Source organism: Streptomyces sp. NBC_00259, from assembly GCF_036181745.1.
In the GTDB taxonomy this organism is placed as follows: Bacteria; Actinomycetota; Actinomycetes; order Streptomycetales; family Streptomycetaceae; genus Streptomyces; species Streptomyces pratisoli.
Window position 1 is genome coordinate 1,349,688 of record NZ_CP108080.1, and the last position, 26,805, is coordinate 1,376,492.

Sequence of the window (26,805 nt, forward strand, 5' to 3'; positions counted from 1 at the left end):
GCCGAGCACGCCCCAGGTCAAGAGGGGTTACTGACCGTTAACGAAGTTCACCGGGACCGAGGGCCATCCACTTCTGCGGGTCACCGAGCGGTACGAATCCGGCCTTCGCGTAAACGCCATGGGCGTCATCGGTGGCGAGCAGGACCCGTCGCAGCCCGAGCGGTCCGAGATGGTCGCGCACCGCCTCGACGAGCGCCGTACCGATCCCCTTTCCGCGCGCGGCCCTGTCGACGTAGACGTCGCACAGCCAGGCGAACGTGGCCCGGTCGGTGACGACGCGCGCGTACGCGACGAGCTCGCCGGAAGTCCGGTCGTACGCACCGAAGTTGAGGGACCCCTCGATGGCCCGGTCCTGCTGTTCCCGGCTGCGGCCGAGTGCCCAGTAGGCGTCGGTGGAGAGCCAGCGGTGGATCCGGGCGGGGTCGAGCCGGCCGGGGTCGTTGGAGATCTCGTACGCGGCGGGGAGGGCTGTCGTGTCACTCATCGGCGTACCTTCGCAGACACCCCGCCGGGGCGTCACCCGAGAATCTCGTCGCAGGCGGTACGCAGCCTCCGCACCCCCTCCGCGATCTCGGCCGGGCCCGCGACGCCGGCGAAGCTCAGCCGGAGGTGCCCCGCCGGAGGTTCGGCGCTGAAGTACGGGCGGCCGGGAGCCACGGCCACGCCCGCCCGGAGGGCCGCGGAGACGAGGGCCGCCTCGTCGGTGCCGTCGGGAAGACGGGCCCAGAGGTGGTAGCCGCCGGAGGGGATGTGCGGGAGCGAGAGTTCGGGCAGGTGCAGCCGCAGGGCCGCGGTCATGGTGTCGCGGCGGGTCTTCAACTCGGCCGCGACGGCGCGGAGGTGCCGCTTCCAGGCCGGGGCGCCGACGAGTTCCAGGGCGGCTTCCTGGAGCGGTCCGGGGACGAAGAAGTTGTCGACGACGTGGATGGCGCGAAGACGTTCGAGGACGGGTCCCCGGGCGGCCAGCGCGGCCACCCGCAGGCTCGGTGAGGTGACCTTGGTGAGGGAGTGGACGTGCACGACCACGCCGTCGGGGTCGTCGGCGGCGAGCGGCGCGGGGAGCGGGCCCGCGTCGGCGTGGACGAGACGGCGGGCGAAGTCGTCCTCGACGACGAACGCGCCCGCGGCGCGTGCGATCCGCAGCACCTCGGCGCGGCCTTCGGGGGCGAGCACGGCTCCGGTGGGGTTCTGGAAGAGCGGCTGGGTGACGAACACCCGGGCGGCGGTGGCCCGGAAGGCCGCGGCGAGGAGTTCGGGGCGGACACCCTGAGCCGGGTCGGCCGGCACCGGCACCGGCCGCAGCCCCGAGGCACGGGCGATGGCCAGCATGCCCGGGTACGTGGGCGATTCGACGAGCACGGGAGCGCCGGGCGGGGCGAGGGCGCGCAGCGCGGTGGTGAGCGCGGACTGTCCGCCCGCGGTCACCAGCACCTCGGCCGCCGTGACACCCGGGCCGATGCCGCGCGCGAACCATGCGCGCAGCTCGGGCAGTCCGTCGGTGGGCGGGCGGCCCCACGCCCCCGGGCGCCTGCCGCCCCGCGCGAGCGCCGCGGCCATCGCCTGCTCGGGCTGCAGGGACGGATGCAGATAGCCGCCGTTGAACTCGACGACACCGGAGGCGGGCGCGGCGAGCGTCACGAGCACACCGGAGGCGTCGACGGCCCGCGGCACCACCTCCGTCGCGCCGTCCGCGCTGAGCGCGACCTCCTGCCAGGAGGTGTCGCCGGGAGCGGGGGTGTCCGCCCGGGGCTGCGCGCGGAAGGCGCCCGCGCCCGGCCGGGTGACGACGAGCCCTTCGGCGGTGAGCTGGGCCAGGGCGCGGGAGACCGTGACCGGCGAGACCCGGTGGCGCTCGACCAGAACTCGGCTCGACGGCAGCTTCTCTCCGGGTGAGTAGCGGTTCAGCTCCCGCTTCAGGATGCTCGCCAGTTCGGCCACACTGCTACGCTCTTGCATGGAAGCACAGGATAGCGCTACTGCCACCGCGTCGATAGCGGTCCCCGCCACGCCGCCGGCGTCGCATACGGCGGCCCGCACCGAGAGCCCGGCCGGGTCCCGCCGCGGGACCCTGCTCGCCTCGCTCGGCGTCGCCGCCTTCTCCCTCACGTTCCCCTCGACCGCCTGGGGGCTCGAGTCCTTCGGCCCGTGGTCGCTCGTGGCCCTGCGGACCATCCTCGCGGCCGCCATCGCCGGCGTCTTTCTGCTCGCGCTGCGCGTGCCCGTACCCGAGCGGCGGCACTGGGGCTCCCTGCTGGTCGTCGCCGGCGGCGTGGTCGTGGGCTTCCCGCTGCTCACGACGCTCGCGCTGCGGACGTCGACCACGTCCCACGCCGCGGTGGTGGTCGGGCTGCTGCCGCTGACGACCGCCGCCTTCGCGGCCGTGCGGACCGGCCGGCGGCCCTCGCGCACCTTCTGGGGGGCGGCGCTCGCCGGCGCCGCGGTCGTGGTCGCGTTCACGCTGGGCGAGAGCGGCGGCTCACTGTCGGCGGGCGATCCGTATCTGTTCGGCGCGCTGCTGGTGTGCGCGGCCGGCTACACGGAGGGCGGCCGGCTGGCCCGGCTGATGCCGGGCTGGCAGGTCGCCGGCTGGGCGCTCGTCCTGTGCCTCCCGCTCGCCCTGGCCGGCGCGGTGGTCGCCCTGATGGCCGAACCGGTCCGCCCGACCGCGCACGGCCTCGTCGGACTGGCCTGGGTGGCCGCCGGATCGACCTTCTTCGGGCTCTACGTCTGGTACCGCGGCATGGCGTCGATCGGCATCGCCAGGGCCAGTCAGCTCCAGCTCGCCCAGCCGCTGCTGACCCTCGTCTGGTCGGTCCTGCTGCTCTCGGAGCAGCTCTCCCCCGCCGCCCCGCTGGCCGCCGTCGCGGTGCTGGTCTGCATCACCGTCACCCAGCGCACGAGCACCTGAGAGTGACACGGGTCACACCCCGGGACGTAGACTCAGGAATACCCGACCACCCCCTTCAAGGAGGTCACGCCCGATGGAAGCGAGTGTGGGCGACAAGCTGCTCGTGCACGGCCGAGTTGTCGGTCAGCACGATCGGCTCGCCGAAGTCGTAGAGGTACTGGGCGACAAAGGCACACCCCCCTACCGTGTCCGCTTCGAGGACGACGGGCACGAGTGCCTGATGTCCCCAGGTCCCGACAGCGTCGTACGCCACCGCGAGCACTGAGTCCGAGGTCAGCGCGGTGCCCGGATCCGGGTCGGGTAGTGATCGGCCACCACCCTGGCCATCGCCCCGATCCGGTCCGTGACGATCTCCTTGGCCGCGAAGAAGCAGTGGCCGCGCACCTCCGGGTGGCCGCACGCCAGGGTGAGGTGGCGTGAGAGTTCGGCCGGGTCCTGCCACGGGGCGGGCTGGGCCGGGTCACCTGCCTTGTAGAGCGCCTCGCCGATGTAGAGGTCGACCCCGGTGCCCCGCACCGTCTTCGCCCACCAGGGCACCAGTTTCGCGTAGTCGGCCACGGCCAGCCCGATGTGCCAGTACAGCTGCGGGACGATGTAGTCGATCCATCCCCGGCGCACCCACGTGCGGGTGTCGGCGTACAGATCGTCGTACGTCTGCACGCCCGCCCTCGTGTCGGAGCCGAGCGGGTCGGTCGCGGCGTTGCGCCAGACCCCGAACGGGCTGATGCCGAAGCGGACCCGGCTGTCGATGCGCCTGATCCGTGCGGCCGTCTCGCGCACGAGCAGATCGATGTTGTTGCGCCGCCAGGCCGCCCGGTCGGGGAAGTCCGCGCCGTACTCCTCGTAGGCCGCGTCGTCGTCGAAGACCTCGCCGGCCACCGGATACGGGTAGAAGTAGTCGTCCCAGTGCACGGCGTCGATGCCGTACCGCTCTACGGCGTCGAGCATCGCGTCCTGGACGAATGCCCGCACTTCGGGCAGTCCCGGGTTGTAGTAGAGCTTTCCACCGTATGGAAGCACCCATTCGGGGTTGCGCCGTGCCGGATGGTTCGGGGCGAGCCGGCTCACATCGGTGTGCGTGGCGACCCGGTACGGGTTGAACCAGGCGTGCAGTTCCAGCCCGCGGGCGTGGGCCTCGGCCACCGCGGTGCCCAGCGGGTCCCAGCCGGGGTTCCGCCCCTGGACGCCGGTCAGATACGCCGACCACGGCTCGTACGGCGAGGGCCACATCGCATCGGCGGTCGGCCGGACCTGGAAGATCACTGTGTTGAGCCGGCGGGCCACGGCCCGGTCGAGGTACGCGAGCAGCTCCGCGCGCTGCTGGGCGGCGCTCAGTCCGGTCCGCGAGGGCCAGTCCCGGTTGGCCACCGTGGCCAGCCACATCCCCCGGAACTCCTGGGGGCAGCTGCGGCGCCGCGCGGACGCCGCTGCCGCCTTCCCGGTCATGGCCAGTGCGGCGAGCGTGCCGGCCGCCGTGACGAACCCCCGCCGGGTGATCTGCCTCATACGCCGAGTCATGTACCGACCCTCCGGACCGTTGTGCGCCGCGTCCTCGCCGCCGTTCCCGCACAGCATGCCCGCCCCGGGCGCCCGTCCACACGCACCGGCGGAGTAACGTCGTGGGGTCGAGGCGGTCACCGGAGCCATACGGGGGACCTGCCGCACCGAAGATCAGCGAAAGGCACGATGTGACCGACACTGTGGCCGGCGTATCCCGCGTCGGAGTGGTGGGCTGTGGCCAGATGGGCGCCGGTATCGCGGAGGTGTGCGCCCGCAGCGGACTCGAGGTCAGGGTCGCCGAGACCACCGGCGAGGCCCTGGAGATCGGCCGTACGCGTCTGTACAACTCGCTCTCGAAGGCCGCCGAACGCGGCAAGATCAGCGAGGAGGAGCGGGACGCGACGCTGGCGCGGCTCAGCTTCACCACCGACCTCGGTGAGTTCGCGGACCGCGATCTCGTCATCGAGGCCGTCGTGGAGAACGAGCAGGTCAAGACCGAGATCTTCCAGGTCCTCGACCAGGTCGTGACCCGGCAGGACGCGATCCTCGCCTCCAACACCTCCTCCATCCCGCTGGTGAAGCTGGCCGTCGCGACCTCCCGTCCCGACCAGGTCATCGGCATCCACTTCTTCAACCCGGCCCCGGTGCAGAAGCTCGTCGAGCTGATCCCGGCCCTGACGACGTCCGAGGAGACGATCAAGCGGTCGGAGGCCGTGGTCGAGCAGATACTGGGCAAGCACGCCATCCGCGCCCAGGACCGCTCGGGCTTCGTGGTGAACGCGCTGCTCATCCCGTATCTGCTCTCGGCGATCCGGATGTTCGAGTCGGGCATCGCCAGCCGTGAGGACATCGACAACGGCATGGAGCTGGGCTGCGCCCACCCGATGGGCCCGCTGAAGCTCTCGGACCTGATCGGTCTGGACACGGTCGCCTCGGTGGCCGACTCGATGTACGCCGAGTTCAAGGAGCCGCTGTACGCCGCTCCGCCGCTGCTGCAGCGCATGGTGGACGCGGGACGGCTGGGGCGCAAGACGGGGTCGGGCTTCTACTCGTACTCCTGATTCCCCTGATTCGCACAGGTGTTTCACACGGGGTGTGAGGAGCGTGTCCGCATATGCCGTGCGCACACGCTCCCCGGCTCCCACAAGGGGGAGTTGACTCGGGATCGCTCGGCCGAGGGACCACCGGACAACTTTTCCTAAGAGGAGCAGACAGGTGACCACCGACCCCGATCACTTAGCCGCCGTCGAGGAGTTCGCCGAGCTGCGCCGCACACTCGACGTCGGCCTCGCCCGTATCGACGGGCATCTCGCCCTGCTGGCCCAGCGGCACGACCGGATCGACCGGGATCTGGACGAACTGGCCGCACGCGTGGTGACGCTCGAGCACAGCAGGTGGCCCCTGCCCGCCGTCGCCGCGCTCACCGCGCTGGGCGCGCTGGCGGTGGCGGTCTGGCAGGCGGCCGGCCACTAGATCATGTCCGGGACAGGTGGGGCACCGGGGGCCGTCCCCGCGTCGCTCAGCCCAGCCGCAGATGGTGCAGCATCAGCAGCCCGGCCGCCATGTTGGCGGCCGGGACCTCGCCGCGGGCGATCATGTCGGGGACCAGCTTCAGCGGTATCCACTCTCGGCGCGAGGACTCGAAGTCGTCCTCGGGATGGCCGATGTACGTGGCCTTCTCCGACCAGTAGAGATGGTGCCGCGCGTCGGTCAGCCCGTTGGACGGCTCCACGGTCAGCAGATGCTGGAGCGGCCCGGGGCGCCAGCCGGTCTCCTCCTCCATCTCACGGGCCGCGGCGGAGGCGATGTCCTCGCCGTCCTCGACGACACCTGCCGCGAGCTCCCAGCCCCAGCTGTCGGTGATGAAGCGGTGCCGCCAGAGCATCAGCACCTCGTTGGCCTCGTTGACGGCGGTCGCGACGGCGACCGGGCGGAGCCGGATCAGGAAGTGGTCGAGATGCCGGCCGTCCGGCAGCTCCACATCCGCGAGATTGACCCTGAACCAGCGGTTCTCATAGACGGTTTGCTCGCTCAACTTCGTCCACTGCACGGTTCTGCCACCTTCCGACAAGTAGATGGCAATATCGCAGCAGGGTCATGCTCACAGGGGAACGCGCAGGGCTCCGTCGATGAGTTCGGCCGCCTCCACCGCGGGCGGGCAGCCGCTCGCCGCGAGATGCTCCCGTACCGACCGCAGCCGGTCCCGGAGCCGCTGCGACTCCGTTCCCCTGGCCCGTTCGGTCATCTCGACCGCCGTCCGCGCGGCCCGGTCCGCCTCGCCCTGGCGCAGCTCGATCTGGCTCAGCATGGCCAGCCGGTGCACCCGGCCCCGGTCGTGCGACGGAACCGCGGCGGCGGCCCGCGCGTGCTCACCGGCCGCCGTCAGGTCCCCGAGGCACAGCAGCGCCTCCGCGACCTGCACGTTCACCAGCCCCGGCTGGACGTAGCCCGTCTCGTCCGGTTCGTGCCCGGGGCGGATCCGCTCCGCCTCGGCCTCCGCGCGCCGGATACAGCCCAACGCGGCGCCACCGTCCCCCAGTTGCGCGTACGCCTTCGCCTGCATCGCGTACAGATCGGCGGCAAGCGCCGGCGTGATCTGCCGTCCGGCGGCCCGCAGCGCCGCCTCCGCGAACGCCACCGCCTGCCGGTGCTCCCCCATGAACAGCGACTGGTTCACCAGCAGCGCGATGACGTACGCCCCGAGCCCCCGGTCGCCGCTCGCCTTCGCGAGCCGCAGCGCCTGGTGGAAGTAGCGCTGGGCCAGCCCGTGCGCGTCCGAGTCGTACGCGCAGATGCCCGCGACGGCGACCAGGCCGCCGGTCGCGCGGTGCAGCTGACGGCCGAGCGCGTCGCTGTAGGCGCCCCGCAGCAGCGGCGCCGTCTCGGCGTTGAGGAAGCCGACGATCCGGGAGCGGGTGGCGATACCGCCGGCCTTGCGGTACATCAGCTCGTAGTGCGCGCGGGCCGCCCGCAGCATCTTGATGTCGGCCATGCTCACCCGGGTCGGTCCGCTGCGCGAGACGTCGGCGTCCTCCGGCGGGTTCTCCCACTCCCAGACCGGCATCACCGCGGGCGTGCCCGTGACCGCCGGGGCGCCGAGTATGTGCGGACGCTGCTGTTCGTCCGAGCGCCACAACGCGGTGGCGCGCTCCACGAAACCGGAGAGCGGCGAGCCGTGCCGGTCGCCGGTCTCCCCCGGAACGCCGAGCCCGATGTCGTCGAGGGTGACCGCGCGGTGGAGCCGGGCCGCGAGCACCTCGCAGATGAGATCGGGCACCCGGCCGCGCGGCCGCTGGCCCTTCAACCAGCGTGCCACCGCCGTGTGTTCGTACCGGAGGGTCAGGCCTCGCGCCCGGCCCATCTGGTTGACATGGGCGGCGAGGCCCGCGTGGGAGATGCCCGCCTCGTCCAGCAGTGCGTCGAGCAGGGTGTTGGGCTGCATGGGGCCCTCCGTTGGCTCGGTGCGGCCCAGCGTAGTGGAGCGGGCTTCGCACGGGGTGTGAAACAAGTGCATATATCCATGCCGTGCGCGCGCTGCCGCCGTACCGGGCGCACCGGTTGACTGAACTGCCTCACATGGAGGCGGCCGGGCCGCCGGCTCCCCCTCGTACAGTGCGGCGGCCCGTATCCGCGCCGTCCGTCCCGCCGGTCTGCCCGACACTCCGCGGCAGGGCGGGCGGCGCGCGGCCGCGAACGACCGGTTGTCCGTCAGCGATTGGAGGGTTCCCGGCGGGAACGGCGCAGCCCCGGCTCCGCGGACTGCGCCGCGACCCGTGTCCGGTCGTTCCGCAGCACCATGAGGGCCACATCGTCGGTCAGCCGGCCGCCCATGTGGCGCACCCAGCGCCGAGTGCACCCACTGGACCACGACCGCGAGTGCGGCGCCTGGGGCGGTACCTCGCCCGGATCGAGGCCGTGGACGAGAAGGTCCATGCCGGCCGGGTCGATTCAGTCGATCGCCGGCGGGGACACGCGGCCATCCGCCCGGCTTCCCACTCGAAGGAGTGAGCTGGAGGCACGCATACGAGAGGGGCGCACCCGGAACGGATCCTGGTGCGCCCCTCGGCGCTGAGCGGGATGCTCAGGCGCCGCGCAGCACCGCTCCGGTGCGCTCGGCGGCGAGCGCGACGGCGGCGTCGCGGGCGGCCGAGGCCTCCTCGACGGTCAGCGTGCGGTCGGCGGCACGGAACCGCAGCGCGTAGGCGAGCGACTTCCGGCCCTCGCCGATCTGCTCACCCGTGAAGACGTCGAACAGCCGGATGGACTCCAGCAGTTCACCGGCGCCCTCGCGCAGCACCTTCTCGACGTCCGCCGCCGGAACCTCGTCGGGGACGACGAGCGCGACGTCCTGCGTGGCCACCGGGAACGTGGAGATCCGCGGAGCCTGCAGCGCGCCTTCGCCGGCCTGCTCCAGCAGGTCCAGCTCCAGCTCCATCGCGCAGGTGCGCTCCGGCAGCCCCAGCGCCTTGATGACCCGCGGGTGCAGCTCGCCCGCGTGTCCGACGAGGGTCTCCTCACCGTTCACCGTGGCGTACAGCGCGGCACAGCGGCCCGGGTGCCACGGCGCGTGCCGGTCGGCCCGGACGACGAGCCCGGCGCCGGCCTGACGGGCGACGGTACGGGCGGACTCGACCGCGTCGGCCCAGTCGGCCGGACGTCCCGCGCCCCACCAGCCGGCCTGCTCGCGGGCGCCGGCCAGCACCGTGGCGACGCGGCGCGGCTGACGCGGCAGGGCCGCGTTCAGTACGGCGATCTCCTCGTCGGTGGGGCGGCGGTCGACGGGCAGCACGCCCGGGACCGTCTCCTCACCGGTGGGCCGGAAGACCAGACCGGTCTCGAACAGCGCCAGGTCACCGGTCCCGCGGCCGACGTTGCGGCGCAGCGCGGCGAGCAGACCGGGCAGCAGCGTGGTGCGCAGCGCCGGCTCCTCGTCGGAGATCGGGTTGACCAGCGTGACGACGGTGCGTCGCGGGTCGTCCGCCTCCAGGCCGAGCTGGTCGAGGACCGCCTCCCCGACGAACGGGTAGTTCAGCGCCTCGACGTAGCCGCTGCCGGCCAGCGCACGGCCGACGCGCCGGTGCAGCCGCTGGCGGGAGGTGAGCCCGCGGCCCGACGGCGGCGTGGGCAGCGTGGAGGGCAGGTTCTCGTAGCCCTCCAGCCGGATGACCTCTTCCGCGAGGTCGTTCGGCTCGTGCAGGTCGGGGCGCCACGACGGGACGGAGACGACGAGCTCGTCCTGCCCGTAGACGTCGCAGCCGACCTGCTGGAGGCGGCGGACCACGGTCTCGCGGCCGTAGGTGACACCGGCGACCCGGTCGGGGTGGTCGGCGGGCATCGAGACCGTACGCGGCGCGGACGGCGCGATGATCTCGGTGACGCCGGCCTCGGCGGTGCCGCCCGCGAGCAGCACCAGCAGGTCGACCGTGCGCTGCGCGGCCGCGGCGGCGGCCTGCGGGTCGACGCCGCGCTCGAAGCGCTTGGACGCCTCGGAGGACAGCTTGTGGCGGCGTGCGGTGCGGGCGATGGAGACGGGGGCGAAGTGCGCTGCCTCGATGACGACCTCGGTGGTGCCGTGGACCTCACCGGTCTCCGGGTCGGTCGCGGCGTCGGCGATCTCCGTGTTGGCGCCGCCCATCACGCCCGCGAGGCCGATGGGCCCGCGGTTGTCGGTGATGACCAGGTCCTCGGCGTCCAGGACGCGCTTGACGCCGTCGAGGGTGGTGAACTTCTCCCCGGCCTCGGCGCGGCGCACCCCGATCGGCCCGTCGAGCCGGGTCCGGTCGTACGCGTGCAGCGGCTGGCCGAGCTCCAGCATCACGTAGTTGGTGATGTCGACGGCGAGCGAGATCGGCCGCATCCCGGCCTTCTGCAGCCTGCGCTGCATCCAGATCGGGGAGCGTGCCTCGGGGTCGAGGCCGACGACGGTGCGCGCGGTGAAGCGGTCGCAGCCGATCGGGTCCGCGATCTTCACCGCGTAGCCGTACGAGTTGGGCGCGGGCACGTCCAGCAGCGCCGGGTCGCGCAGCGGCCGGCCGTAGGCGATGGCGGTCTCGCGGGCGACACCGCGCAGCGACAGGCAGTAGCCGCGGTCGGGTGTGACGGCGATGTCGAGGACCTCGTCGAACAGCTCAAGCAGCTCGGTGGCGTCGGTGCCGATCTCGATCTCGGGCGGCAGCACGATGATGCCGTGCGTCCCGTCGTCGCCCATGCCGAGCTCGTCGCCGGAGCAGATCATGCCCCGCGAGACCCGGCCGTACGTCTTGCGCTCGGCGATACGGAAGTCACCGGGCAGGACGGCGCCTGGAAGCGCGACGACGACCTTGTCGCCGACGGCGAAGTTCCGGGCGCCGCAGATGATCTCCTGCGGCTCGCCGGTCTGGTTGGCCTGGCCGACGTCGACGGTGCAGAAGCGGATCGGCTTCTTGAACTCGGTCAGCTCCTCGATCGTGAGCACCTGGCCCACGACGAGCGGGCCGGTGAGCCCGGCGCCGAGTTGCTCGACGGTCTCGACCTCCAGGCCGGCCGCGATGAGCTTGGTCTGTACGTCACGGCCGGTCTCCGTCGCCGGCAGGTCGACGTACTCCCGCAGCCATGAAAGCGGGACCCGCATCAGATCTCCATCCCGAAGGGCCGGGTGAACCGGACGTCACCCTCGACCATGTCTCGCATGTCTTCGACGTTGTGGCGGAACATCAGCATCCGCTCGATGCCGAACCCGAAGGCGAATCCGCTGTACTTCTCGGGGTCCACACCGCAGGCGACGAGCACCTTCGGGTTGACCATCCCGCAGCCGCCGAGCTCGATCCAGCCCTCGCTGGAGCAGGTGCGGCAGGGCCGGTCCGGGTTGCCGACGGACTCGCCGCGGCAGACGTAACAGACCATGTCCATCTCGGCGGACGGCTCGGTGAAGGGGAAGAAGTTCGGCCGCAGCCGGGTCTTCATGCCCTCGCCGCCGAAGAGCGCGCGGACCATGTGGTCCAGGGTGCCCTTGAGGTCGGCCATGGTGAGGCCCTCGTCGACGGCGAGCAGCTCGACCTGGTGGAACACCGGGGTGTGGGTGGCGTCCAGGTCGTCGGTGCGGTAGACGCGGCCGGGGCAGATCACGTACAGCGGCGGCTCGCGGTCCAGCATGGAGCGGACCTGCACGGGCGACGTGTGCGTACGCAGCACGACGCCGGAGCCGGTGTCCCCGTCGCCGTCGGCGGCCTTCACGAAGAAGGTGTCGTGCTCACCGCGGGCGGGGTGGTCGGCCGCGATGTTCAGCGCGTCGAAGTTCAGCCATTCGGTCTCGACCTCGGGGCCTTCGGCGACCTCGTAGCCCATGGCCACGAAGATGTCCTCGATGCGCTCGGACAGCGTGGTCAGCGGGTGGCGGGCGCCGGCCGGTACGCGGTCGTACGGAAGGGTGACGTCCACCGCCTCCTCGACCAGCACGCGGGTGTCCCGCTCCGCCTCGAGCTCGGCCTGACGGGCGGCCAGGGCCTTGTTCACGGCACCGCGGGCCTGGCCCACACGCTTGCCGGCCTCGGCCTTGGCGTGCGGCGGCAGGGCGCCGATCTCCCGGTTGGCGAGCGCGAGCGGCGAGGTGGGGCCGGTCTGCGCGATCTTCGCCTCGTGGAGCGCGTCGAGGTCGCCCGCGGCGGCGAAGGCGGCGAGCGCCTCGTCCCGCATGCGCTCGATCTGTTCCGGTTTCAGTGCCTCGACCTCGACAGGGTCGTACGACTTGTTCGGTGCCGACATCTCTTCCCGTACTTCCGATGGGGTGGCTGGGGCCCCCGCTCGACGACCGAGGACGCAAAGGTGCCAAAGGTCGAGTCTAGCGGGGTGAGGGTGCGCGAATGAGCCCGCGGGCTGCCGGGGTGCCTGTCAGGTGAGAAAGGCGGGGGCGCCCACGGGCAACGTAAATCGAAATTCCGCGCCACCGCCCGGACCGCGGCCGACGGTGATCGTCCCGCCGTGCGCCTCGACGATGCCCTTGACGATGTACAGCCCGAGGCCGGTGCCGCCACGCTTGCTCCCCCGCCAGAAGCGGGTGAAGACACGGCCCATCGACTCCTCCGGGATGCCGGGGCCTTCGTCGCTCACGGTGACGGTCGTTCCCTTCTCGTCGCTCTTGCTGATCGCGGGTGCCACCTCGATGGTGACGGTTCCCTCGCCGTGGCGCACCGCATTTTCAAGCAGATTGCCGAGCACCTGATCGATCTTGTCGGGATCGGCCCACAGGGTGGGGAGCCGACGGTGGATACGGACGAAGAACCGGTCCGGGGACTGGCCTCCCGCGGTGTGAGCCTGGACGTGGCGGCCGACGGCGGCGGCGATGTCCACGGGCTGGCGGCGCACTTCGAGCCGGCCGGAGTCGATGCGGGAGATGTCGAGGAGCTCGGCGATGAGCCGGGTGACGCGGTTGGCGTCGGCGTCGACGGTCTCCAGCATGAGCCGCTTCTGGTCGTCGGTGAAGCGCTCCCACTTGGCGAGCAGGGTGGCCGTGAAGCCCTTGACGGAGGTCAGCGGCGAGCGCAGCTCATGGGCGACGGTGGCGATCAGCTCCGCGTGGCTGCGCTCGGTGCGGCGGCGCGCCTCGGTGCCGCGCAGACAGATCACGAGACGGCGCACGGGCCCTGTGGGGGCCTCCCGTACGTACCGGGCGGAGACGAGGACCTCGCGGTTGCCGGGGAGCAGCAGATTCCGCTCGGGCTGGCCGACACGGGTGGCGAGGCCGCCGTAGGGGTCGGTCAGCTGCCACCAGCGGCGCCCCTTGAGGTCCTCCAGCGGCAGCGCCTGCTCCAGCGGCCGGCCGAGTGCCTCGGCACCGGGGATGGCGGTGATCCGTGCGGCCGCGGCGTTGAAGCAGATCACCCGGCCGGTCTCGTCGGCGACGACGAGCCCGTCGGGCAGGTCGTCGGGGTCGATGCCGGGGCACGCGTCATCCATGGCGGCGCCTGCGAAGGCCGGTTGTGCCTCCGAGGGCCTTCTTGTGCCGACAGCCATCCCCGTACCCCACCTCTCGAACCAGTGCAGTGGGTCCCCGAATTGGTCACCCTACTAGTCGGCGGTGACGGAGCGACACCCTGCGGGGCGCGACCTACCGGGCGGTGGTGGCGCGACAGCCGCCGGGGGTGCGCTGGGCGCGTGCGGAGGCGTAGAGGCAGACGGCGGCGGCGGTCGCGAGGTTGAGGCTCTCCGCCTTGCCGTGGATCGGCACGCGGACGACGGCGTCGGCGAGCGCACGGGTCTCCTCGGGCAGGCCCCAGGCCTCGTTGCCGAAGATCCAGGCGGTGGGCCCGGACATGGTGCCCGCGTCCAGCTCGTCGTCCAGGTCGTCCTCGCCGGCCCCGTCCGCGGCGAGGATCCGCACACCGGCGCCCTTGAGCCCGCTGACGGCCTGCTCGACGGGTACGCCGACGGCGACGGGCAGATGGAAGAGCGAACCGACCGAGGCCCGCACCGACTTCGGGTTGTACAGGTCCACGGAGGCGTCGGTGAGGACGACCGCGTCGGCGCCCGCGGCGTCGGCGCAGCGCAGGACCGTGCCGGCGTTCCCGGGGTCGCGTACGTGCGCCAGGACGGCCACGAGCCTGGGCCGGGCGGCGAGGATGTCCTCGAACGGCGAGTCGAGGAACCCGCACACACCGACCAGTCCCTGCGGTGTGACGGTCTGCGAGACCTCCGCCAGGACGGTGTCGTCGGCGTAGTGGATCCGGACCCCGGCGGCACGCGCCGCCCCGACGATGTCCGTGTAGCGCTCGGCGGCCTCGACGGTGGCGAAGAGCTCGATGAGCGTCGGGCGGCCGTCGTCGCCCCGGTGCTCCACGGCCTCCCGTACGGCCTGCGGTCCCTCGGCGATGAACCGCCGGTCCTTGGACCGGAAGTTCCGCTTGGCGAGCCGCCGCGCGGCGACGACGCGCGGGGACCGCGCGGAGATCAGCTCGGGGTTGTGCATGGGGTGCACTCACTTCCTTCATGGCCGTGCCCGGGTCCTTCATGGCCGTGCCCGGGCACGGCACGCCCTGCGGGGCGGGCTCCGCAGGGCCCGGCACCGGGTCCGTCCTCGAGCGCCGGACGGGCTGGACCGGATGTGCGGCCGGTACCGGCTGCTACGGGTCTGGGGCGGAGCCCCTCGAACGGGGCCGGGGCGCGGGACCGGTCACGGGACGGCCCGAGCCCGGTCCCGGGGAGACGCTGGGCCCGGTCCCTGGGGAACCTGTCCCGGTTCCGGGGAGCGGACCCGGTTCCGGGGCGGCGCGAGCCCCCTGGTCAAGGGAGCGCGCCCGGTCCCTGGGGAACCGGCCGCACACGAGCCCGGTCACGAGAGGGCGCCCGGTCCTGGGCAGGACACGAGCCCCGGTCACGGTCCGGCGTGAGCCTCGCGGACGGGGTCCGGGGCGCGGCCCTGGACGGCGTCCGGGGGCTCAGCGCCCCGGGAGAGCCCGCAGCAGGCGCCGCGCCGTGGCCCCGACGTGCGCGGACCCGCAGGCTCGCGGCCTGCGGGTCCGGGCTGTGTCCGGGTGGGACGCGACCGTCAGGCCGCGGCCTTCGGCGCGTTGACGTCGCTCGGGAGCGCCTTCTGGGCGACCTCGACGAGCGCGGCGAAGGCGCCGGCGTCGTTGACCGCGAGCTCGGCGAGGATCTTGCGGTCCACCTCGACGTTGGCGGCCTTCAGACCCTGGATGAAGCGGTTGTAGGTGATGCCGTTGGCGCGGGCAGCGGCGTTGATGCGCTGGATCCACAGCTGACGGAAGTCGCCCTTGCGCTTCTTGCGGTCGTTGTAGTTGTAGACGAGGGAGTGGGTGACCTGCTCCTTCGCCTTGCGGTACAGGCGGGAGCGCTGACCCCGGTAACCGCTGGCCTGCTCGAGGATCGCCCGGCGCTTCTTGTGGGCGTTGACTGCCCGCTTGACGCGTGCCACTTGTTAACTCCTTGTAGCGGGGCCGTGGTTGACTCACACGACCCGGAAACGAATTGGTCCCGGTCTTTGCCCGGAAGCCCCCGTCACCGAGGGCGGGAAATCAATCAGATGCCCAGCATCTTCTTGATCTTGGCGGCGTCACCCGGGGCCATCTCGGCGTTGCCGGTGAGGCGACGCGTCAGCTTGGACGACTTGTGCTCGAGCAGGTGGCGCTTGCCGGCGCGCTCGCGCAGCACCTTGCCGGAGCCGGTGATCTTGAAGCGCTTCTTGGCACCGCTGTGCGTCTTGTTCTTCGGCATCGCGCCGTTCTCTCCTCGTCAGTGGCGCTTCCGTCACCGGTCGTAAACCGGCAGGCGAAAGCGTCAGATGTATCGGTTGATGTCCAGGACGGTCGTCCCGGAATCAGGCCTCGGCGGGCTCCTCGGCGGGGTCCTCGGCGGGGTCCTCGGCGGGGTCCGCCTCAGTGGCGGGCTGACCCTGACGCTCCGCCTTGCGGGCGGCCTGCGCCTCACGGGCCTCGGCCATCGCCTCGGTCTTCTTCTTGTGCGGACCGAGAACCATGATCATGTTGCGGCCGTCCTGCTTCGGGTTCGACTCGACGAAACCGAGGTCCTGGACGTCCTCCGCGAGCCGCTGCAGCAGCCGGTAGCCGAGCTCCGGCCGGGACTGCTCGCGACCACGGAACATGATCGTGATCTTGACCTTGTCGCCCTGCTTGAGGAACCGGACGACGTGACCCTTCTTGGTGTCGTAGTCGTGCGGGTCGATCTTCGGCCGGAGCTTCATTTCCTTGATGACCGTGTGCGCCTGGTTCTTGCGCGCCTCACGGGCCTTCATGGCCGACTCGTACTTGAACTTGCCGTAGTCCATGAGCTTGCAGACCGGCGGCCGCGCGGACGCCGCGACCTCGACCAGGTCGAGGTCGTACTCCTGGGCAAGCTCCAGCGCCTTGGCAAGCGGAACAATCCCGACCTGCTCGCCGCTGGGACCGACAAGTCGCACCTCGGGAACGCGAATCCGGTCGTTGATGCGGGGCTCGGTGCTGATGGATCCTCCTCGGTAGCACCACGCGGCCGTCTGGCGGACAGCCACGCAACGTCTATTTCCTTGGGACCAACCGTGCCGGTGCATCAAAAATGCCCCGGGACAGGACACAGGCGGGGCTCCTTGAATACCGGAACACCGCCGCGGGCCTACCGCGGGGCGCTACTCCGACGGCTCCATCGTCCGTACGGAACGATGGTGGCCGTCTGACCGGTGACCCGCCGCCCGTGAGGGCGATCAGGTGGGAGACGGAGCCTCCACTTGTGGGCCGGACACACACGTGTCCAGCCGGTCGTTACACAAGGTTAGCAGCTCCGGCCGCAAGGAGCGAACCGGGCGACCTGGGGGGCGGGTCAGCCGTAGACCGGGCCGGTGTACTTCTCGCCCGGGCCCTGGCCGGGCTCGTCGGGGACGAGCGAGGCCTCGCGGAAGGCGAGCTGCAGCGACTTCAGGCCGTCGCGCAGCGGCGCCGCGTGGAAGGAGCTGATCTCCGTGGCGCCGGCGTCGAGGAGCCCTGCCAGCGCGTGCACCAGCTTGCGGGCCTCGTCGAGGTCCTTGTGCTTCTCGCCGTCCTCGGTGAGTCCGAGCTTCACCGCGGCGGCGCTCATCAGGTTCACCGCGACCGTGACGATCACCTCGACCGCGGGGACCTCCGCGATGTCGCGGGTCATGGCGTCGAAGTCGGGAGCCTGCTCGCCGGCAGGCTGCTCGGGGGTGGGGGTCGCGTCACTCATGGGGCACACGATATGCGGTGTCCCTCAAGGCCGTACGTACAGGGCCTCACCCGGAGGCGTGGCCCCCGGCGGCAGCAGCGCCAGGTCCAGTCCGCGCACCAGCCGGGCCCTCAGCGTCCCGTCCGCCGCGAGGGCGCGGGCGACGCGCTGCGCCGCTTCGGCCGGGGCCGCGTCCGGGGCGAGGACCAGGGCGAGGGTGCCGTCGGCGCTGCCCGGGCCGAGATGGGCACGGAGCACCGACGGCTCGGCGGCCACCGCGGCGCGTACCGCCTCCGTGACGGCCGGATCGGTGAGCGGATCGGTGCTGGTGCGCCCTTCGGCGAGGGCGAGCAGGGCACGGCCGGTCAGCTGGTACGTCACGGGGCCCGCGAGGTCCAGGACCAGGGTGTCCGCGTTCTCGTGGGCGGCGGCCCGGAGTGCCTGGTGCAGGGGTACGGCGACAGGGCGGGCCTGCGGGTCCCACAGGGCCAGGGACGCGGTCGAGGTGAACGCGGGCAGCGCCCGGCGGTTCCCCGCGGTCAGCGTGGGGACGGCCATGTCGCTGGACTTCTCGCGGGGCAGTCCGCCCGCCCCGATCTCGTCGGCCTCCTCGAGTTCACCGAGCACGGCGACGACGGGGACGAGGAGCCGGGCGCCCTTGAGCGCCTCGAGGACCGGCTGCTCCGCGGACCTGTCCTCGGCCCAGGCGGCGAGGGCCGCCTCCAGGGCGGGGTCGGCGGTGCCGTCGTCGTCGGAGAAGCCCGGGTCGGGAATGTTCTTGAGCGCCACGCGTCGAGCCTAGTTCCTCCGCCGGGGCCTCCCCGACGCCGGGTCGACGCCGTCGGCGGCGGGCGCGCGGAGGCTCTCGGGCGGGGCGGCCCTCAGGTGCGGCGGCCGCCTCGCCACAGGACGATCGCTCCGGCGAGCAGGAGCGCGCCGATGCCTCCGGAGACGGGGGCGAGCACCCCGCCGCCTCCGCCCCCGGCGGAGGAACCGTCCGGGCCGCTGCCGAAGTACCGGCTGCGGTGGCCGTGGGCCGAGGCGGCCTTGGGGTCGACGTCGCCCGGGATCGGCCTGCCGCCCTGGGCGATCGCGGCGGCCGGGTCGACGATGCCGTATCCCTTGGCGTCGTCACGTCCGCTCTTCGGGCCGCCGCGGGTGGTGTCCGCGAGGAGCCGCTTGATCTGGGCGGGGGTGAGCCGTGGGTGCGCGGAGCGTACGAGCGCGACGGCACCGGAGACGAACGCCGCGGCGGCGCTGGTGCCCCAACCCTCGTAGTACTTCCGGTCCGGGTCGGCGATGACGACGTCCACGCCGGGAGCGCTGACCGTGGCGTACCAGCGCCGGGTGGAGAACGAGGCGTGGGTGCCGTAGCGGTCCACCGCCGCGACCGCGATGACACCCGGATAGGCGGCCGGGTACGAGATGTGGTCGCCTTTCTCGCCGCCGTTGCCGGCCGAGGCGACGACGACGGCGCCCTTGGCGAGGGCGTACTGGACGGCGGCGTCCTCGCCGGCGTCCGGGTGCGCGGACTCGCTGTCGTCGCCGAGCGACAGGTTGATGACGTCGGCACCGTGGTCGGCGGCCCAGCGGATGCCCTGGGCGAGGGCGGTGCCCCGGGTGCTGCGGGCCTTGGCGCGCGCGGGGTCGATGCCCTCCAGGATCACCCGGACGGGAAGGATCTTCGCCTCGGGCGCGATCCCGAGTACGCCGTCCTCCTGCCCTGTGCCATGGCCGTGACCGGCGATGATCCCGGCCATCGCGGTGCCGTGCCGGGCCCAGGCCCGGTCGCCGGCCTTGGCGCCGAAGCCGACGAGGTCCTTGGTCGCGAGGACGTTGCCCGTCAGGTCCGGGTGGTCGGCGTCGACGCCGGTGTCGAGCACCGCGACGGTGATGCCCTCGCCCTTAGTGGTCCGCCACGCCTGGTCGGTGTGCATCGCTTCGAGCGCCCACTGGCGGGCCCTGATTCCGTCGGCCTGCGCGGGCGCGACGGAGACCAGCGAGAAGGCGAGGGCCATGGCCACGGCTCCGGCGAGCCGGCGGGGCGTGGACCGGGTGCGGAGGGGGGCTGCCGTCATTCGGGACGCTCCGAGGACTGCGTGGCGGTCTTGCGCAGGGCACGCTCGATGCGGTCCGCGATGCCCTTGGCCTCATGGCCGAGGCCGGCCTGGGCCGGGGCGGAGGAGGCACGGGCGACCATGGCCTCGGCGGCGGGCTGGGGGTCGGCGACGGGGCGGCCGTCGGCGAACCCGGACACCGCGTACACCACGACCGGCGCGTCCGTGAGGACGTTGACGGTCCAGCTGGCGCGCTGTTCGTCGCCGAAACCCGCGGCGACGGTGCCGGGGGCGGCGTACGTCCGCGGCAGCAGGTCGGCCCGTTCGTCCAGGCCCTCCTCGGAGAACCGGCTGCGCAGGGCGGTCATCGAGGTCCGGTCCCCCTCGGTGAAGACCATGCCGACGGTGGTGACGCCGGAGCTGGTGGCGTCGGTGTAGGTCGCGCGCAGGACGCGCAGACAGCCGACGGGCTGAAGGGCCTTCAGGAGCAGCGGGTCGAACGCGCCCGTGCACGGGCCGTCGGGGGCGACGGCGATCCGGGTCCAGACGCGGTCGGCGCCGCCGGGCCCGGCGCCCTGGCCCTTGATCGTGCGCGGGAAGAGGCTGTCGACGGGTGCGCTGTGCCAGAGGGCGCGCGTGTCGGCGTAGCCGGGGCGGGCGGCGGGTGTGGCGGCCGAGTCGTCCACGAGCCAGCTGCCGGTGATCGCGCCGCCGATCAGCCCGAGGCCCAGCACGACACAGGCCACGGCGCCGGCGGTGCGCGCCGGGTGGCGGGTGCGGATGGGGCGCAGCCGGGTGGTGGTCTCGACGGGCGTCTCGGGGTACGCGCCCGGGTACGGCCTCGGGGGCGCGCCGGGCGGCATCCAGGGCGAGGGCGCGGGGCCCACGGGCCGGGCCGGCGGCGCCGCGGCGCCGCGCGGGGGAGCCGGGGGGCGCGGTGGTATCTCCTCGGCGGCGCGAGCGCGACCGAAGGGCTGGGCGTGCGGGCGCTCCCCCGCGGGCGGCGCCTCCGGAGGCAGCGGCACACCGCCGGTTCGCGGCGCGGGCGCGGTCGGAGCGCGCCGGACCTCAGCGGCCGCGCTCCGCGGCCCGGTCCCACCGTCGACCGCGGGCGCCGCGTCCGTACGGGGGTTGGTGCCGACCGGGCGCGGTCCGCTCGTCCCGGCTCCGGCGCGCGCCACCGGCGGACCGGCCGGGCGGTCGGAACCGGCGGGGCGCGGAACACCCGGCCCGGCACCCGGACGCGATCCGGCACCGGGACCGGACCCGGGGACAGCGGTCCCCGGTCGCGGCACCGGCTGACCGGCGGGGCGCGGAACACCCGCACCGGGCCCGGGGGACGTGGTCCCCGGGCGCGCGGCCGGCGGACCGGCCTGCCGGGCGGGCGCGGGGGTGGTGGGCTGTGGAGGCGGGGGTGTGGCGGATGCCGGGGACTCGTCGGGCGGGCGCGGCGCGGGGGCCGGGTCCGACGGAGCGCCGGCGGCCGCGAGCCGCGGCGCCGCGCCGGTGTTCGGGCCGGACGTGCCGGGACGCGTGCCGGACCCCGCGGCCGCGGGCGCGGCCGGCGGAGGCGTCGTGTCCGTGATGGGCCGAAGGCGGGCCGTCGTCTCTGCGGGGGTCGGCGGTGGCTCGGAGGCGTCCGGTGGAACGAAGGCTTCCGATATCCGGGAGTGGCGTGACGGCACACGCGGGCGCTGCGCTTCGGTGCTCATCCGCCCCCCGTTTCCTGGTGCTCCTGCCGCCGCCGGATCGCCTTTCGGGGCAGGCCCGTTCGTCGCCGCGTACCGGTCACTCTACGGGCTGAAGTGCGCCGGACGGGAACAGGACCGCAGGCCCGGGGGGATCTGCGCAGAACGTCCCCCTACCCTCCGGTAGACCGGTCTGGCAAGCTCTGCGCATGACTCCCCGTGCCGCTCGCCGAACCCGGTACGACCGGGCCACCGCCCACCTCGACGCGCCCCTGGCCATAGTGGACTTGGGGGCGTTCGACGCCAATGCGGCGGACCTGGTCAGGCGGGCGGGCGGCAAGCCGATCCGGGTGGCCAGCAAGTCCGTACGCTGCCGGGCGCTGCTGGAACGGGTACTGGCGATGGACGGGTTCGCCGGGATCATGTCGTTCACCCTGGACGAGTCGATCTGGCTCGCGCGCGCCGGGTTCGGCGACGTTCTCCTCGCCTATCCGTCCGCCGACCGGGCCGGCTTCGCCGAGCTGGCCGGGGACGCCAAGCTCGCCGCCGCCGTGACGGTCATGGTCGACGACCCCGCGCAGCTGGAGCTGATCGACCGGGCGCGGGAGGGCGGCACGGAGGAGATCCGGGTCTGTCTGGAACTGGACACCGCGCTGCATCTGCTGGGCGGCCGGATACGGGTCGGGGCGCGGCGTTCGCCGTTGCGGGAGCCTGCGCAGCTGGAGGCGCTGGCCCGGGCGGTCGTGGGCCGTCCCGGTTTCCGGCTGGTGGGGCTGATGGCGTACGAGGGGCATGTCGCCGGTGTCGGGGACGCGGTGGCGGGCAGCCCGTTGCGCTCGCGGGCGGTCCGGCTGATGCAGTCCACGGCCCGCCGGGAGCTGGCGCAACGGCGGGCGGCCGTCGTCCGCGCGGTCCGGGCGGTGGCGCCGGACCTGGAGTTCGTGAACGGTGGCGGCACGGGCAGCGTGCAGCACACCGCGGCGGAGGAGGCGGTCACGGAGATCGCCGCAGGCTCGGGGCTGTACGTTCCGCGGCTGTTCGACAACTACACGTCGTTCGCCGGGCGGCCCGCGGCGCTCTTCGCCCAGCCCGTCGTGCGCCGCCCGGGCGTCGGTGTGGTGACCGTGCTCGGCGGCGGCTACCCCGCGTCGGGCGCCGCGGGACGGGACCGGCTGCCGGTGCCGTATCTGCCGGAAGGGCTGCGGTACGACCCGCAGGAGGGACCGGGCGAGGTCCAGACCCCGCTGCTCGGGCCGGCCGCGGACGATCTGCTCATGGGGGACAAGGTGTGGTTCCGGCACGCGAAGGCCGGGGAGCTGTGCGAGCGGTTCGACTCGCTGCATCTGGTCGAGGACGACCGGGTGACGGCGACCGTGCCGACGTACCGGGGCGAGGGCCGTACGTTCCTGTGACCCGCCGGTGATCGGCCGGTCCCCTGGGCTCCCGGCTCGTCCCGCGCCCTACGGGCTGACCGTGGAGCCGACTCCCCCGCTGACGTCGCCGACCGGCCGGATGCCCTTGATGACCCGGTCCATGTCGCCGAGCGGCGGGCCGTCCGGGCCGGCGTCGAAGGCGAACCGGACGACGATCAGCGACTCGGAGCCGACGGCCGAGGGGAAGACCAGCGACTGCACGTAGCCGCCGGGGCCCGCGCCGGTCGTCACCCGCCACCGCACGAGGTGTCCGGTGCGTCCGGCCACGACCACGGGCGCGGACCTGACCAGCTGGTGGTCCTTGATGCCGCCGTGGATGCGGTTGCCGACGCGGTCGTTGTCGTAGGCCCAGTCGGCGGCGATGCCGACATCCTGGGTGGCGAGCTTCTCGGGCGACTTCACGTTGGTGACCGTGGCCGTACGGGAGGACACCGTGCCGTGGTGGCAGAACTGGGCGGAGTCACCGGGGCACTTGTAGGAGTTCGCGGTCACCATGGTCGGCACGGGGTCGACCGAGGAGTCGGACTTCTCCCAGCCGTCCAGCAGGGGCAGGGTGATGCCGTTGAGCTGGTCGACGAGGACGTCCTGGTCTCCGGCCGCCGTCGGAGCGGGCTTCGGGCCGTTGTCCGTCGCGGAGGGCAGCGGCGCCGAGACGCTCTCCGAGGACTGTGGCACGGTCTGTTCGTCGTCCTTGCCGAGGACGACGACGCCGGTGACGATCGCGCCCAGCAGGACCGCGCCGGCGGTGACGAGCGCGACGATCCCGCCCTTGCCGATGCCGCCGCCCGCGCCGCCCCGTCCGTGCTGTGCGGCGAGGGGTATCGGTGCCGTGACGGGCGGCGCCTGCGGGGCGCCGAGGGGCCGGGTGTGCCCGGTCCAGGCAGCGCCGTCCCACCAGCGTTCGAGGGACGGCGCACCTGGGTCCTGGTACCAGCCCGGGGGTCCCCCCAGGCCGCCAGGCGTGGGGGGAGGGGTCGTCATGCTCATGCGGTCACCCTACAGAGGCGTGACGTACGCCCCCGAGATCCCACCGTCGACCAGGAAGTCCGTGGCGTTGACGAACGACGAGTCGTCGCTGGCGAGGAACGCCACGGCCGCGGCGATCTCGTCCGCGTCCGCGAAGCGGCCCACGGGGATGTGCACGAGCCGCCGGGCCGCCCGCTCGGGGTCCTTGGCGAACAGCTCCTGGAGCAGCGGGGTGTTGACCGGCCCCGGGCACAGGGCGTTGACCCTGATGCCCTCGCGGGCGAACTGCACACCCAGCTCACGGGACATGGCGAGGACGCCGCCCTTGCTCGCGGTGTACGAGATCTGGGAGGTCGCCGCGCCCATCCGGGCCACGAACGAGGCGGTGTTGATGATGGAGCCCCTGCCCTGGCGCCGCATGTAGGGGATGGCGGCCTTGCAGCACAGGAACACGGAGGTGAGGTTGACCTCCTGGACCCGCTTCCAGGCGTCCAGGCCGGTCTCGAGGATGGAGTCGTCGTCGGGCGGCGAGATGCCGGCGTTGTTGAAGGCGATGTCGACGCTGCCGTAGGTGTCGTAGGCGGTCCTGAACAGCGCCTCGACCTGCTCGGCGTCGGTGACGTCGACCTTCACGAACGTGCCGCCGACCTCTTCGGCGGCCGCCTTGCCGGCGATCTCGTCGATGTCGCCGCAGACGACGTTGGCCCCTTCGGAGGCGAGGCGGCGTGCGGTGGCCAGGCCGATGCCGCTGCCGGCACCGGTGATGACGGCGGTACGGCCGACGAGACGGCGGCACACGGTGTTGTCGGTGGTCATGCTGTTCAGGCCTCCGTGCTGATGAAGACGTTCTTGGTCTCGGTGAAAGCGGTGAGGGCGTCGGGGCCGAGCTCACGGCCGAGGCCGGACTGCCCATAGCCGCCGAACGGGGTCCAGTAGCGGACGCTGGAGTGGGAGTTGACGGACAGGTTGCCCGCGGCGACCGCGCCGGAGACGCGCAGCGCCCGGCCGACGTCACGGGTCCAGATGGAGCCGGAGAGTCCGTACTCGGTGGCGTTGGCCAGGCGTACGGCCTCGTCCTCGTCGTCGAAGGGCAGGACGGCGGCGACGGGGCCGAAGACCTCTTCGGTGGCGACGGGGGCGTCGGGGGCGGCGCCGGTGACCAGCGTCGGCGGGAACCAGAAGCCCGGGCCTTCCGGGGCGCTGCCGGTGACCGTCGCGAGGTCATCGGTGACATATGACCGTACGCGGTCCAGTTGCACACGTGAGATGAGCGGCCCCATCTGCGTGTTCTCGTCCGCGGGGTCGCCGACGACGACCGACTTCAGAGCGGGGGCGAGCCGGTCCAGGAAGTCGTCGTACACCGAACGCTGGACGAGGATGCGGGTGCGGGCGCAGCAGTCCTGGCCGCTGTTGTCCAGGAAGGACATGGGTGCCGCGGCCGCGGCGGCCTCGATGTCGGCGTCGGCGAAGACGATGTTGGGGCTCTTGCCGCCGAGTTCGAGGGTCACGCGCTTCACCTGGTCGGCGCAGAGCGACATGATCCGCTTGCCGATCCGGGTGGAGCCGGTGAAGACGATCTTCGCGACGCCGGGGTGGCGGACGAGTGCGTCGCCCGCGAGGTCGCCGCGGCCGGGGAGCACCTGGAAGAGATGCTCGGGAAGGCCCGCCTCCAGGGCGAGTTCGGCGAGGCGCAGGGCGGTCAACGGAGTGGTCTCGGCGGGCTTGAGGATGACCGCGTTGCCGGCGGCGAGCGCGGGGGCGGTGCCCCAGGCGGCGATCGGCATGGGGAAGTTCCACGGCGCGATGACGCCGACGACACCGAGCGGTTCGAGGATCGTGAGGTCGATGCCGCCGGGTACGGGGATCTGCCGGCCGGTGAGGCGTTCCACTCCCCCGGCCGCGTAGTCCAGCAGATCGCGGACGTTCCCGGCCTCCCAGCGGGCGTTGCCGATGGTGTGGCCGGCCTCGCGGACCTCCAGCCGCGCCAGTTCCTCGATGTGGTCGTCCACGACGGCGGCGAAGCGGCGCAGCAGCCGGGCCCGGTCGGCGGGGGCGGCGGCCGCCCAGCCGCGCTGGGCCCGGGCGGCTCGCGCCACGGCCGCGTCGACGTGGTGGGCGAGGGCGCCGGGGACGGTGGCGATGACTTCCTCGGTGGCCGGGTTCAGCACATCGAGTTCGTACGGTTGCGACAAGTGGTGCCTCACATGCGTTCGAAGGAGCGGCGGAGCTCCCAGTCGGTCACCGCGGCGTCGAAGGCTTCGAGCTCGACCCGCGCCATGTTGCGGTAGTGGGCGACGACTTCGTCCCCGAAGGCGGCCTTGGCGATGGGGCTGTTCTCCCACAGCTCGGCGGCCTCGCGGAGGGTGGTCGGGACGTGCGCGTAGCCGGCGGTGTAGGCGTTGCCGGTGCAGACCTCGGGCAGCTCCAGCTTCTGTTCGATGCCGTACAGCCCGGCCGCGACCAGTCCGGCGACGGCGAGGTGCGGGTTGACGTCGCCGCCGGGCAGCCGGTTCTCGAAACGCATCGAGCGGCCGTGGCCGACGACGCGCAGCGCACAGGTGCGGTTGTCGTGGCCCCAGGCTACGGCGGTGGGGGCGAACGAGCCGGGCTGGAAGCGCTTGTACGAGTTGATGTTCGGCGCGTAGAGCAGCGAGAAGTCACGCAGTGCGGCGAGCTGTCCGGCGAGGAAGTACCGCATGACCGGTGACATTCCGTGCTCGTCGTCCCCGTCACCCGCCATGACGTTGCGGCCGTCGGCGTCGGCGAGCGAGAGATGGATGTGGCAGGAGTTGCCCTCGCGCTCGTTGTACTTGGCCATGAAGGTGAGCGAGACGCCCTCCTGGGCGGCGATCTCCTTGGCGCCGGTCTTGTAGACGGCGTGCTGGTCGCAGGTGACGAGGGCCTCGTCGTAGCGGAACGCGATCTCGTGCTGGCCGGGGTTGCACTCGCCCTTGGCGGACTCGACGGTCAGTCCGGCCGCGGCCATCTCGTTGCGGATACGGCGCAGCAGCGGCTCGATCCGGCCGGTGCCGAGCACCGAGTAGTCGATGTTGTACTGGTTGGCCGGTGTGAGGCCCCGGTAGTCGCGGTCCCAGGCCTGCTCGTAGGTGTCCTTGAAGACGATGAACTCGAGCTCGGTGCCGACCCGTACCGAGTACCCGTGCTCCGCGAGGCGCTCCAGCTGGCGGCGGAGGATCTGGCGGGGCGCGGCGACGACGGGGCCGCCGTCGTTCCAGGCGAGGTCGGCGATGAGCATCGCCGTGCCCTCGTTCCAGGGGACGCGGCGCAGGGTGTCCAGGTCGGGGTGCATGGCGAAGTCGCCGTAGCCGCGGTCCCAGGAGGACATCTCGTAGCCGTCCACCGTGTTCATCTCGGTGTCGACGGCGAGGAGGTAGTTGCAGCCCTCGGTGCCGTGCTCCAGGACCTCGTCGAGGAAGAACGGCGCGGCGAACCGCTTCCCCTGGAGCCGCCCCTGCATGTCGGGGAAGGCCAGGACTACGGTGTCGATCTCACCGCTCGCGACGAGGACTCTGAGGTCCTCGACGGTCAGCGGGGGTTTACGGTCTGCCACGGGATGTGCCTCCTAAGGT

General features: G+C 72.7%; 26 protein-coding genes. 5 read left to right on the forward strand and 21 right to left on the reverse strand.

From position 1 onward, the window contains the following. Window positions 1-37 precede the first annotated feature (37 nt). Both OG766_RS06070 and OG766_RS06075 read right to left on the reverse strand, forming a co-directional pair. Window positions 38-484, reverse strand: coding sequence for a GNAT family N-acetyltransferase (locus OG766_RS06070; RefSeq protein ID WP_266375664.1), 447 nt, complete (start codon window positions 482-484; stop codon window positions 38-40). 32 nt (window positions 485-516) lie between these two features. Next, window positions 517-1,956 (reverse strand): aminotransferase-like domain-containing protein, encoded by a 1,440-nt coding sequence (locus tag OG766_RS06075; RefSeq protein WP_266375662.1) that lies wholly within the window; start codon window positions 1,954-1,956, stop codon window positions 517-519. On the opposite strand from OG766_RS06075, the gene OG766_RS06080 reads away from it, so the two are divergent. Both OG766_RS06080 and OG766_RS06085 read left to right on the forward strand, forming a co-directional pair. Next, window positions 1,955-2,908 (forward strand): DMT family transporter, encoded by a 954-nt coding sequence (locus OG766_RS06080; protein WP_328724707.1) that lies wholly within the window; start codon window positions 1,955-1,957, stop codon window positions 2,906-2,908. The two genes, OG766_RS06075 and OG766_RS06080, sit on opposite strands and share 2 nt — an antisense overlap. A gap of 73 nt (window positions 2,909-2,981) precedes the next feature. Beyond that, entirely contained in the window at window positions 2,982-3,173 is a 192-nt protein-coding gene (locus OG766_RS06085; protein WP_266375658.1) for a DUF1918 domain-containing protein, read from the forward strand. An 8-nt stretch (window positions 3,174-3,181) separates the two neighbouring features. On the opposite strand, the gene OG766_RS06090 is transcribed toward OG766_RS06085, so the two are convergent. After that, window positions 3,182-4,414 (reverse strand): glycoside hydrolase family 10 protein, encoded by a 1,233-nt coding sequence (locus OG766_RS06090; protein ID WP_328724708.1) that lies wholly within the window; start codon window positions 4,412-4,414, stop codon window positions 3,182-3,184. A 194-nt stretch (window positions 4,415-4,608) separates the two neighbouring features. Here OG766_RS06090 and OG766_RS06095 point away from each other — a divergent pair, with 194 nt between their 5' ends. After that, window positions 4,609-5,469 (forward strand): 3-hydroxybutyryl-CoA dehydrogenase, encoded by an 861-nt coding sequence (locus OG766_RS06095; RefSeq protein ID WP_266378218.1) that lies wholly within the window; start codon window positions 4,609-4,611, stop codon window positions 5,467-5,469. Window positions 5,470-5,623: 154 nt separating this feature from the next. Beyond that, complete coding sequence (locus OG766_RS06100; RefSeq protein ID WP_266375655.1) at window positions 5,624-5,881, forward strand: hypothetical protein; 258 nt, start codon at window positions 5,624-5,626, stop codon at window positions 5,879-5,881. A gap of 46 nt (window positions 5,882-5,927) precedes the next feature. Here OG766_RS06100 and OG766_RS06105 read toward each other — a convergent pair whose 3' ends face one another. The 14 genes from OG766_RS06105 to OG766_RS06170 form a co-directional block, all read right to left on the reverse strand. Continuing rightward, complete coding sequence (locus tag OG766_RS06105; RefSeq protein WP_266375653.1) at window positions 5,928-6,458, reverse strand: NUDIX hydrolase; 531 nt, start codon at window positions 6,456-6,458, stop codon at window positions 5,928-5,930. 51 nt (window positions 6,459-6,509) lie between these two features. After that, window positions 6,510-7,850: a transcriptional regulator gene (locus tag OG766_RS06110; protein WP_328724710.1), complete on the reverse strand. Its 1,341-nt coding sequence runs from the start codon at window positions 7,848-7,850 to the stop codon at window positions 6,510-6,512. Window positions 7,851-8,116: 266 nt separating this feature from the next. Continuing rightward, entirely contained in the window at window positions 8,117-8,341 is a 225-nt protein-coding gene (locus OG766_RS06115; RefSeq protein ID WP_328724712.1) for a hypothetical protein, read from the reverse strand. 148 nt (window positions 8,342-8,489) lie between these two features. Continuing rightward, window positions 8,490-11,018: a phenylalanine--tRNA ligase subunit beta gene (pheT, locus tag OG766_RS06120; RefSeq protein WP_266375649.1), complete on the reverse strand. Its 2,529-nt coding sequence runs from the start codon at window positions 11,016-11,018 to the stop codon at window positions 8,490-8,492. Further along, window positions 11,018-12,148, reverse strand: coding sequence for a phenylalanine--tRNA ligase subunit alpha (gene pheS, locus OG766_RS06125; protein WP_328724714.1), 1,131 nt, complete (start codon window positions 12,146-12,148; stop codon window positions 11,018-11,020). Before pheS ends, pheT begins: the two co-directional genes overlap by 1 nt. A gap of 126 nt (window positions 12,149-12,274) precedes the next feature. Next, window positions 12,275-13,396 carry a sensor histidine kinase gene (locus OG766_RS06130; protein WP_423247010.1) on the reverse strand — a complete coding sequence of 374 codons (1,122 nt, stop codon included), beginning with the start codon at window positions 13,394-13,396 and terminating at the stop codon, window positions 12,275-12,277. Window positions 13,397-13,490: 94 nt separating this feature from the next. Further along, complete coding sequence (locus OG766_RS06135) at window positions 13,491-14,348, reverse strand: TrmH family RNA methyltransferase (protein WP_266375643.1); 858 nt, start codon at window positions 14,346-14,348, stop codon at window positions 13,491-13,493. 579 nt (window positions 14,349-14,927) lie between these two features. Continuing rightward, window positions 14,928-15,314 carry a 50S ribosomal protein L20 gene (gene rplT / locus OG766_RS06140; RefSeq protein WP_066950970.1) on the reverse strand — a complete coding sequence of 129 codons (387 nt, stop codon included), beginning with the start codon at window positions 15,312-15,314 and terminating at the stop codon, window positions 14,928-14,930. A gap of 104 nt (window positions 15,315-15,418) precedes the next feature. After that, window positions 15,419-15,613: a 50S ribosomal protein L35 gene (rpmI, locus tag OG766_RS06145; RefSeq protein ID WP_019884943.1), complete on the reverse strand. Its 195-nt coding sequence runs from the start codon at window positions 15,611-15,613 to the stop codon at window positions 15,419-15,421. A 103-nt stretch (window positions 15,614-15,716) separates the two neighbouring features. Further along, window positions 15,717-16,445 carry a translation initiation factor IF-3 gene (gene infC, locus OG766_RS06150; protein WP_443045448.1) on the reverse strand — a complete coding sequence of 243 codons (729 nt, stop codon included), beginning with the start codon at window positions 16,443-16,445 and terminating at the stop codon, window positions 15,717-15,719. A gap of 266 nt (window positions 16,446-16,711) precedes the next feature. After that, window positions 16,712-17,092, reverse strand: coding sequence for a DUF1844 domain-containing protein (locus OG766_RS06155; protein WP_266375639.1), 381 nt, complete (start codon window positions 17,090-17,092; stop codon window positions 16,712-16,714). Between the two features lie 24 nt (window positions 17,093-17,116). Beyond that, on the reverse strand, window positions 17,117-17,860 hold the full coding sequence (locus OG766_RS06160; protein WP_266375637.1) for an SseB family protein: 744 nt from the start codon (window positions 17,858-17,860) through the stop codon (window positions 17,117-17,119). A 92-nt stretch (window positions 17,861-17,952) separates the two neighbouring features. Then, a complete protein-coding gene (mycP, locus tag OG766_RS06165) occupies window positions 17,953-19,149 on the reverse strand; it encodes a type VII secretion-associated serine protease mycosin (protein ID WP_266375635.1) in 1,197 nt (398 codons plus the stop codon). Further along, window positions 19,146-19,991 (reverse strand): hypothetical protein, encoded by an 846-nt coding sequence (locus OG766_RS06170; protein ID WP_266378215.1) that lies wholly within the window; start codon window positions 19,989-19,991, stop codon window positions 19,146-19,148. The genes mycP and OG766_RS06170 overlap by 4 nt, the downstream gene beginning before the upstream one ends. 1,034 nt (window positions 19,992-21,025) lie before the next feature. On the opposite strand from OG766_RS06170, the gene OG766_RS06175 reads away from it, so the two are divergent. After that, window positions 21,026-22,228 (forward strand): amino acid deaminase/aldolase, encoded by a 1,203-nt coding sequence (locus OG766_RS06175; RefSeq protein ID WP_266375633.1) that lies wholly within the window; start codon window positions 21,026-21,028, stop codon window positions 22,226-22,228. 48 nt (window positions 22,229-22,276) lie between these two features. Here OG766_RS06175 and OG766_RS06180 read toward each other — a convergent pair whose 3' ends face one another. Genes OG766_RS06180 through OG766_RS06195 form a run of 4 tightly spaced genes read right to left on the reverse strand, consistent with a single transcriptional unit; the run spans window position 22,277 to window position 26,786 of the window. Then, on the reverse strand, window positions 22,277-23,236 hold the full coding sequence (locus tag OG766_RS06180; protein ID WP_266375631.1) for a DUF2510 domain-containing protein: 960 nt from the start codon (window positions 23,234-23,236) through the stop codon (window positions 22,277-22,279). Window positions 23,237-23,245: 9 nt separating this feature from the next. After that, complete coding sequence (locus OG766_RS06185) at window positions 23,246-24,031, reverse strand: 3-oxoacyl-ACP reductase (RefSeq protein ID WP_266375629.1); 786 nt, start codon at window positions 24,029-24,031, stop codon at window positions 23,246-23,248. Between the two features lie 5 nt (window positions 24,032-24,036). After that, window positions 24,037-25,407: an aldehyde dehydrogenase family protein gene (locus tag OG766_RS06190; RefSeq protein WP_328724719.1), complete on the reverse strand. Its 1,371-nt coding sequence runs from the start codon at window positions 25,405-25,407 to the stop codon at window positions 24,037-24,039. 8 nt (window positions 25,408-25,415) lie between these two features. Further along, window positions 25,416-26,786, reverse strand: a complete 1,371-nt coding sequence (locus tag OG766_RS06195) for a glutamine synthetase family protein (RefSeq protein ID WP_328724721.1) — start codon at window positions 26,784-26,786, stop codon at window positions 25,416-25,418. Window positions 26,787-26,805 lie beyond the last annotated feature (19 nt).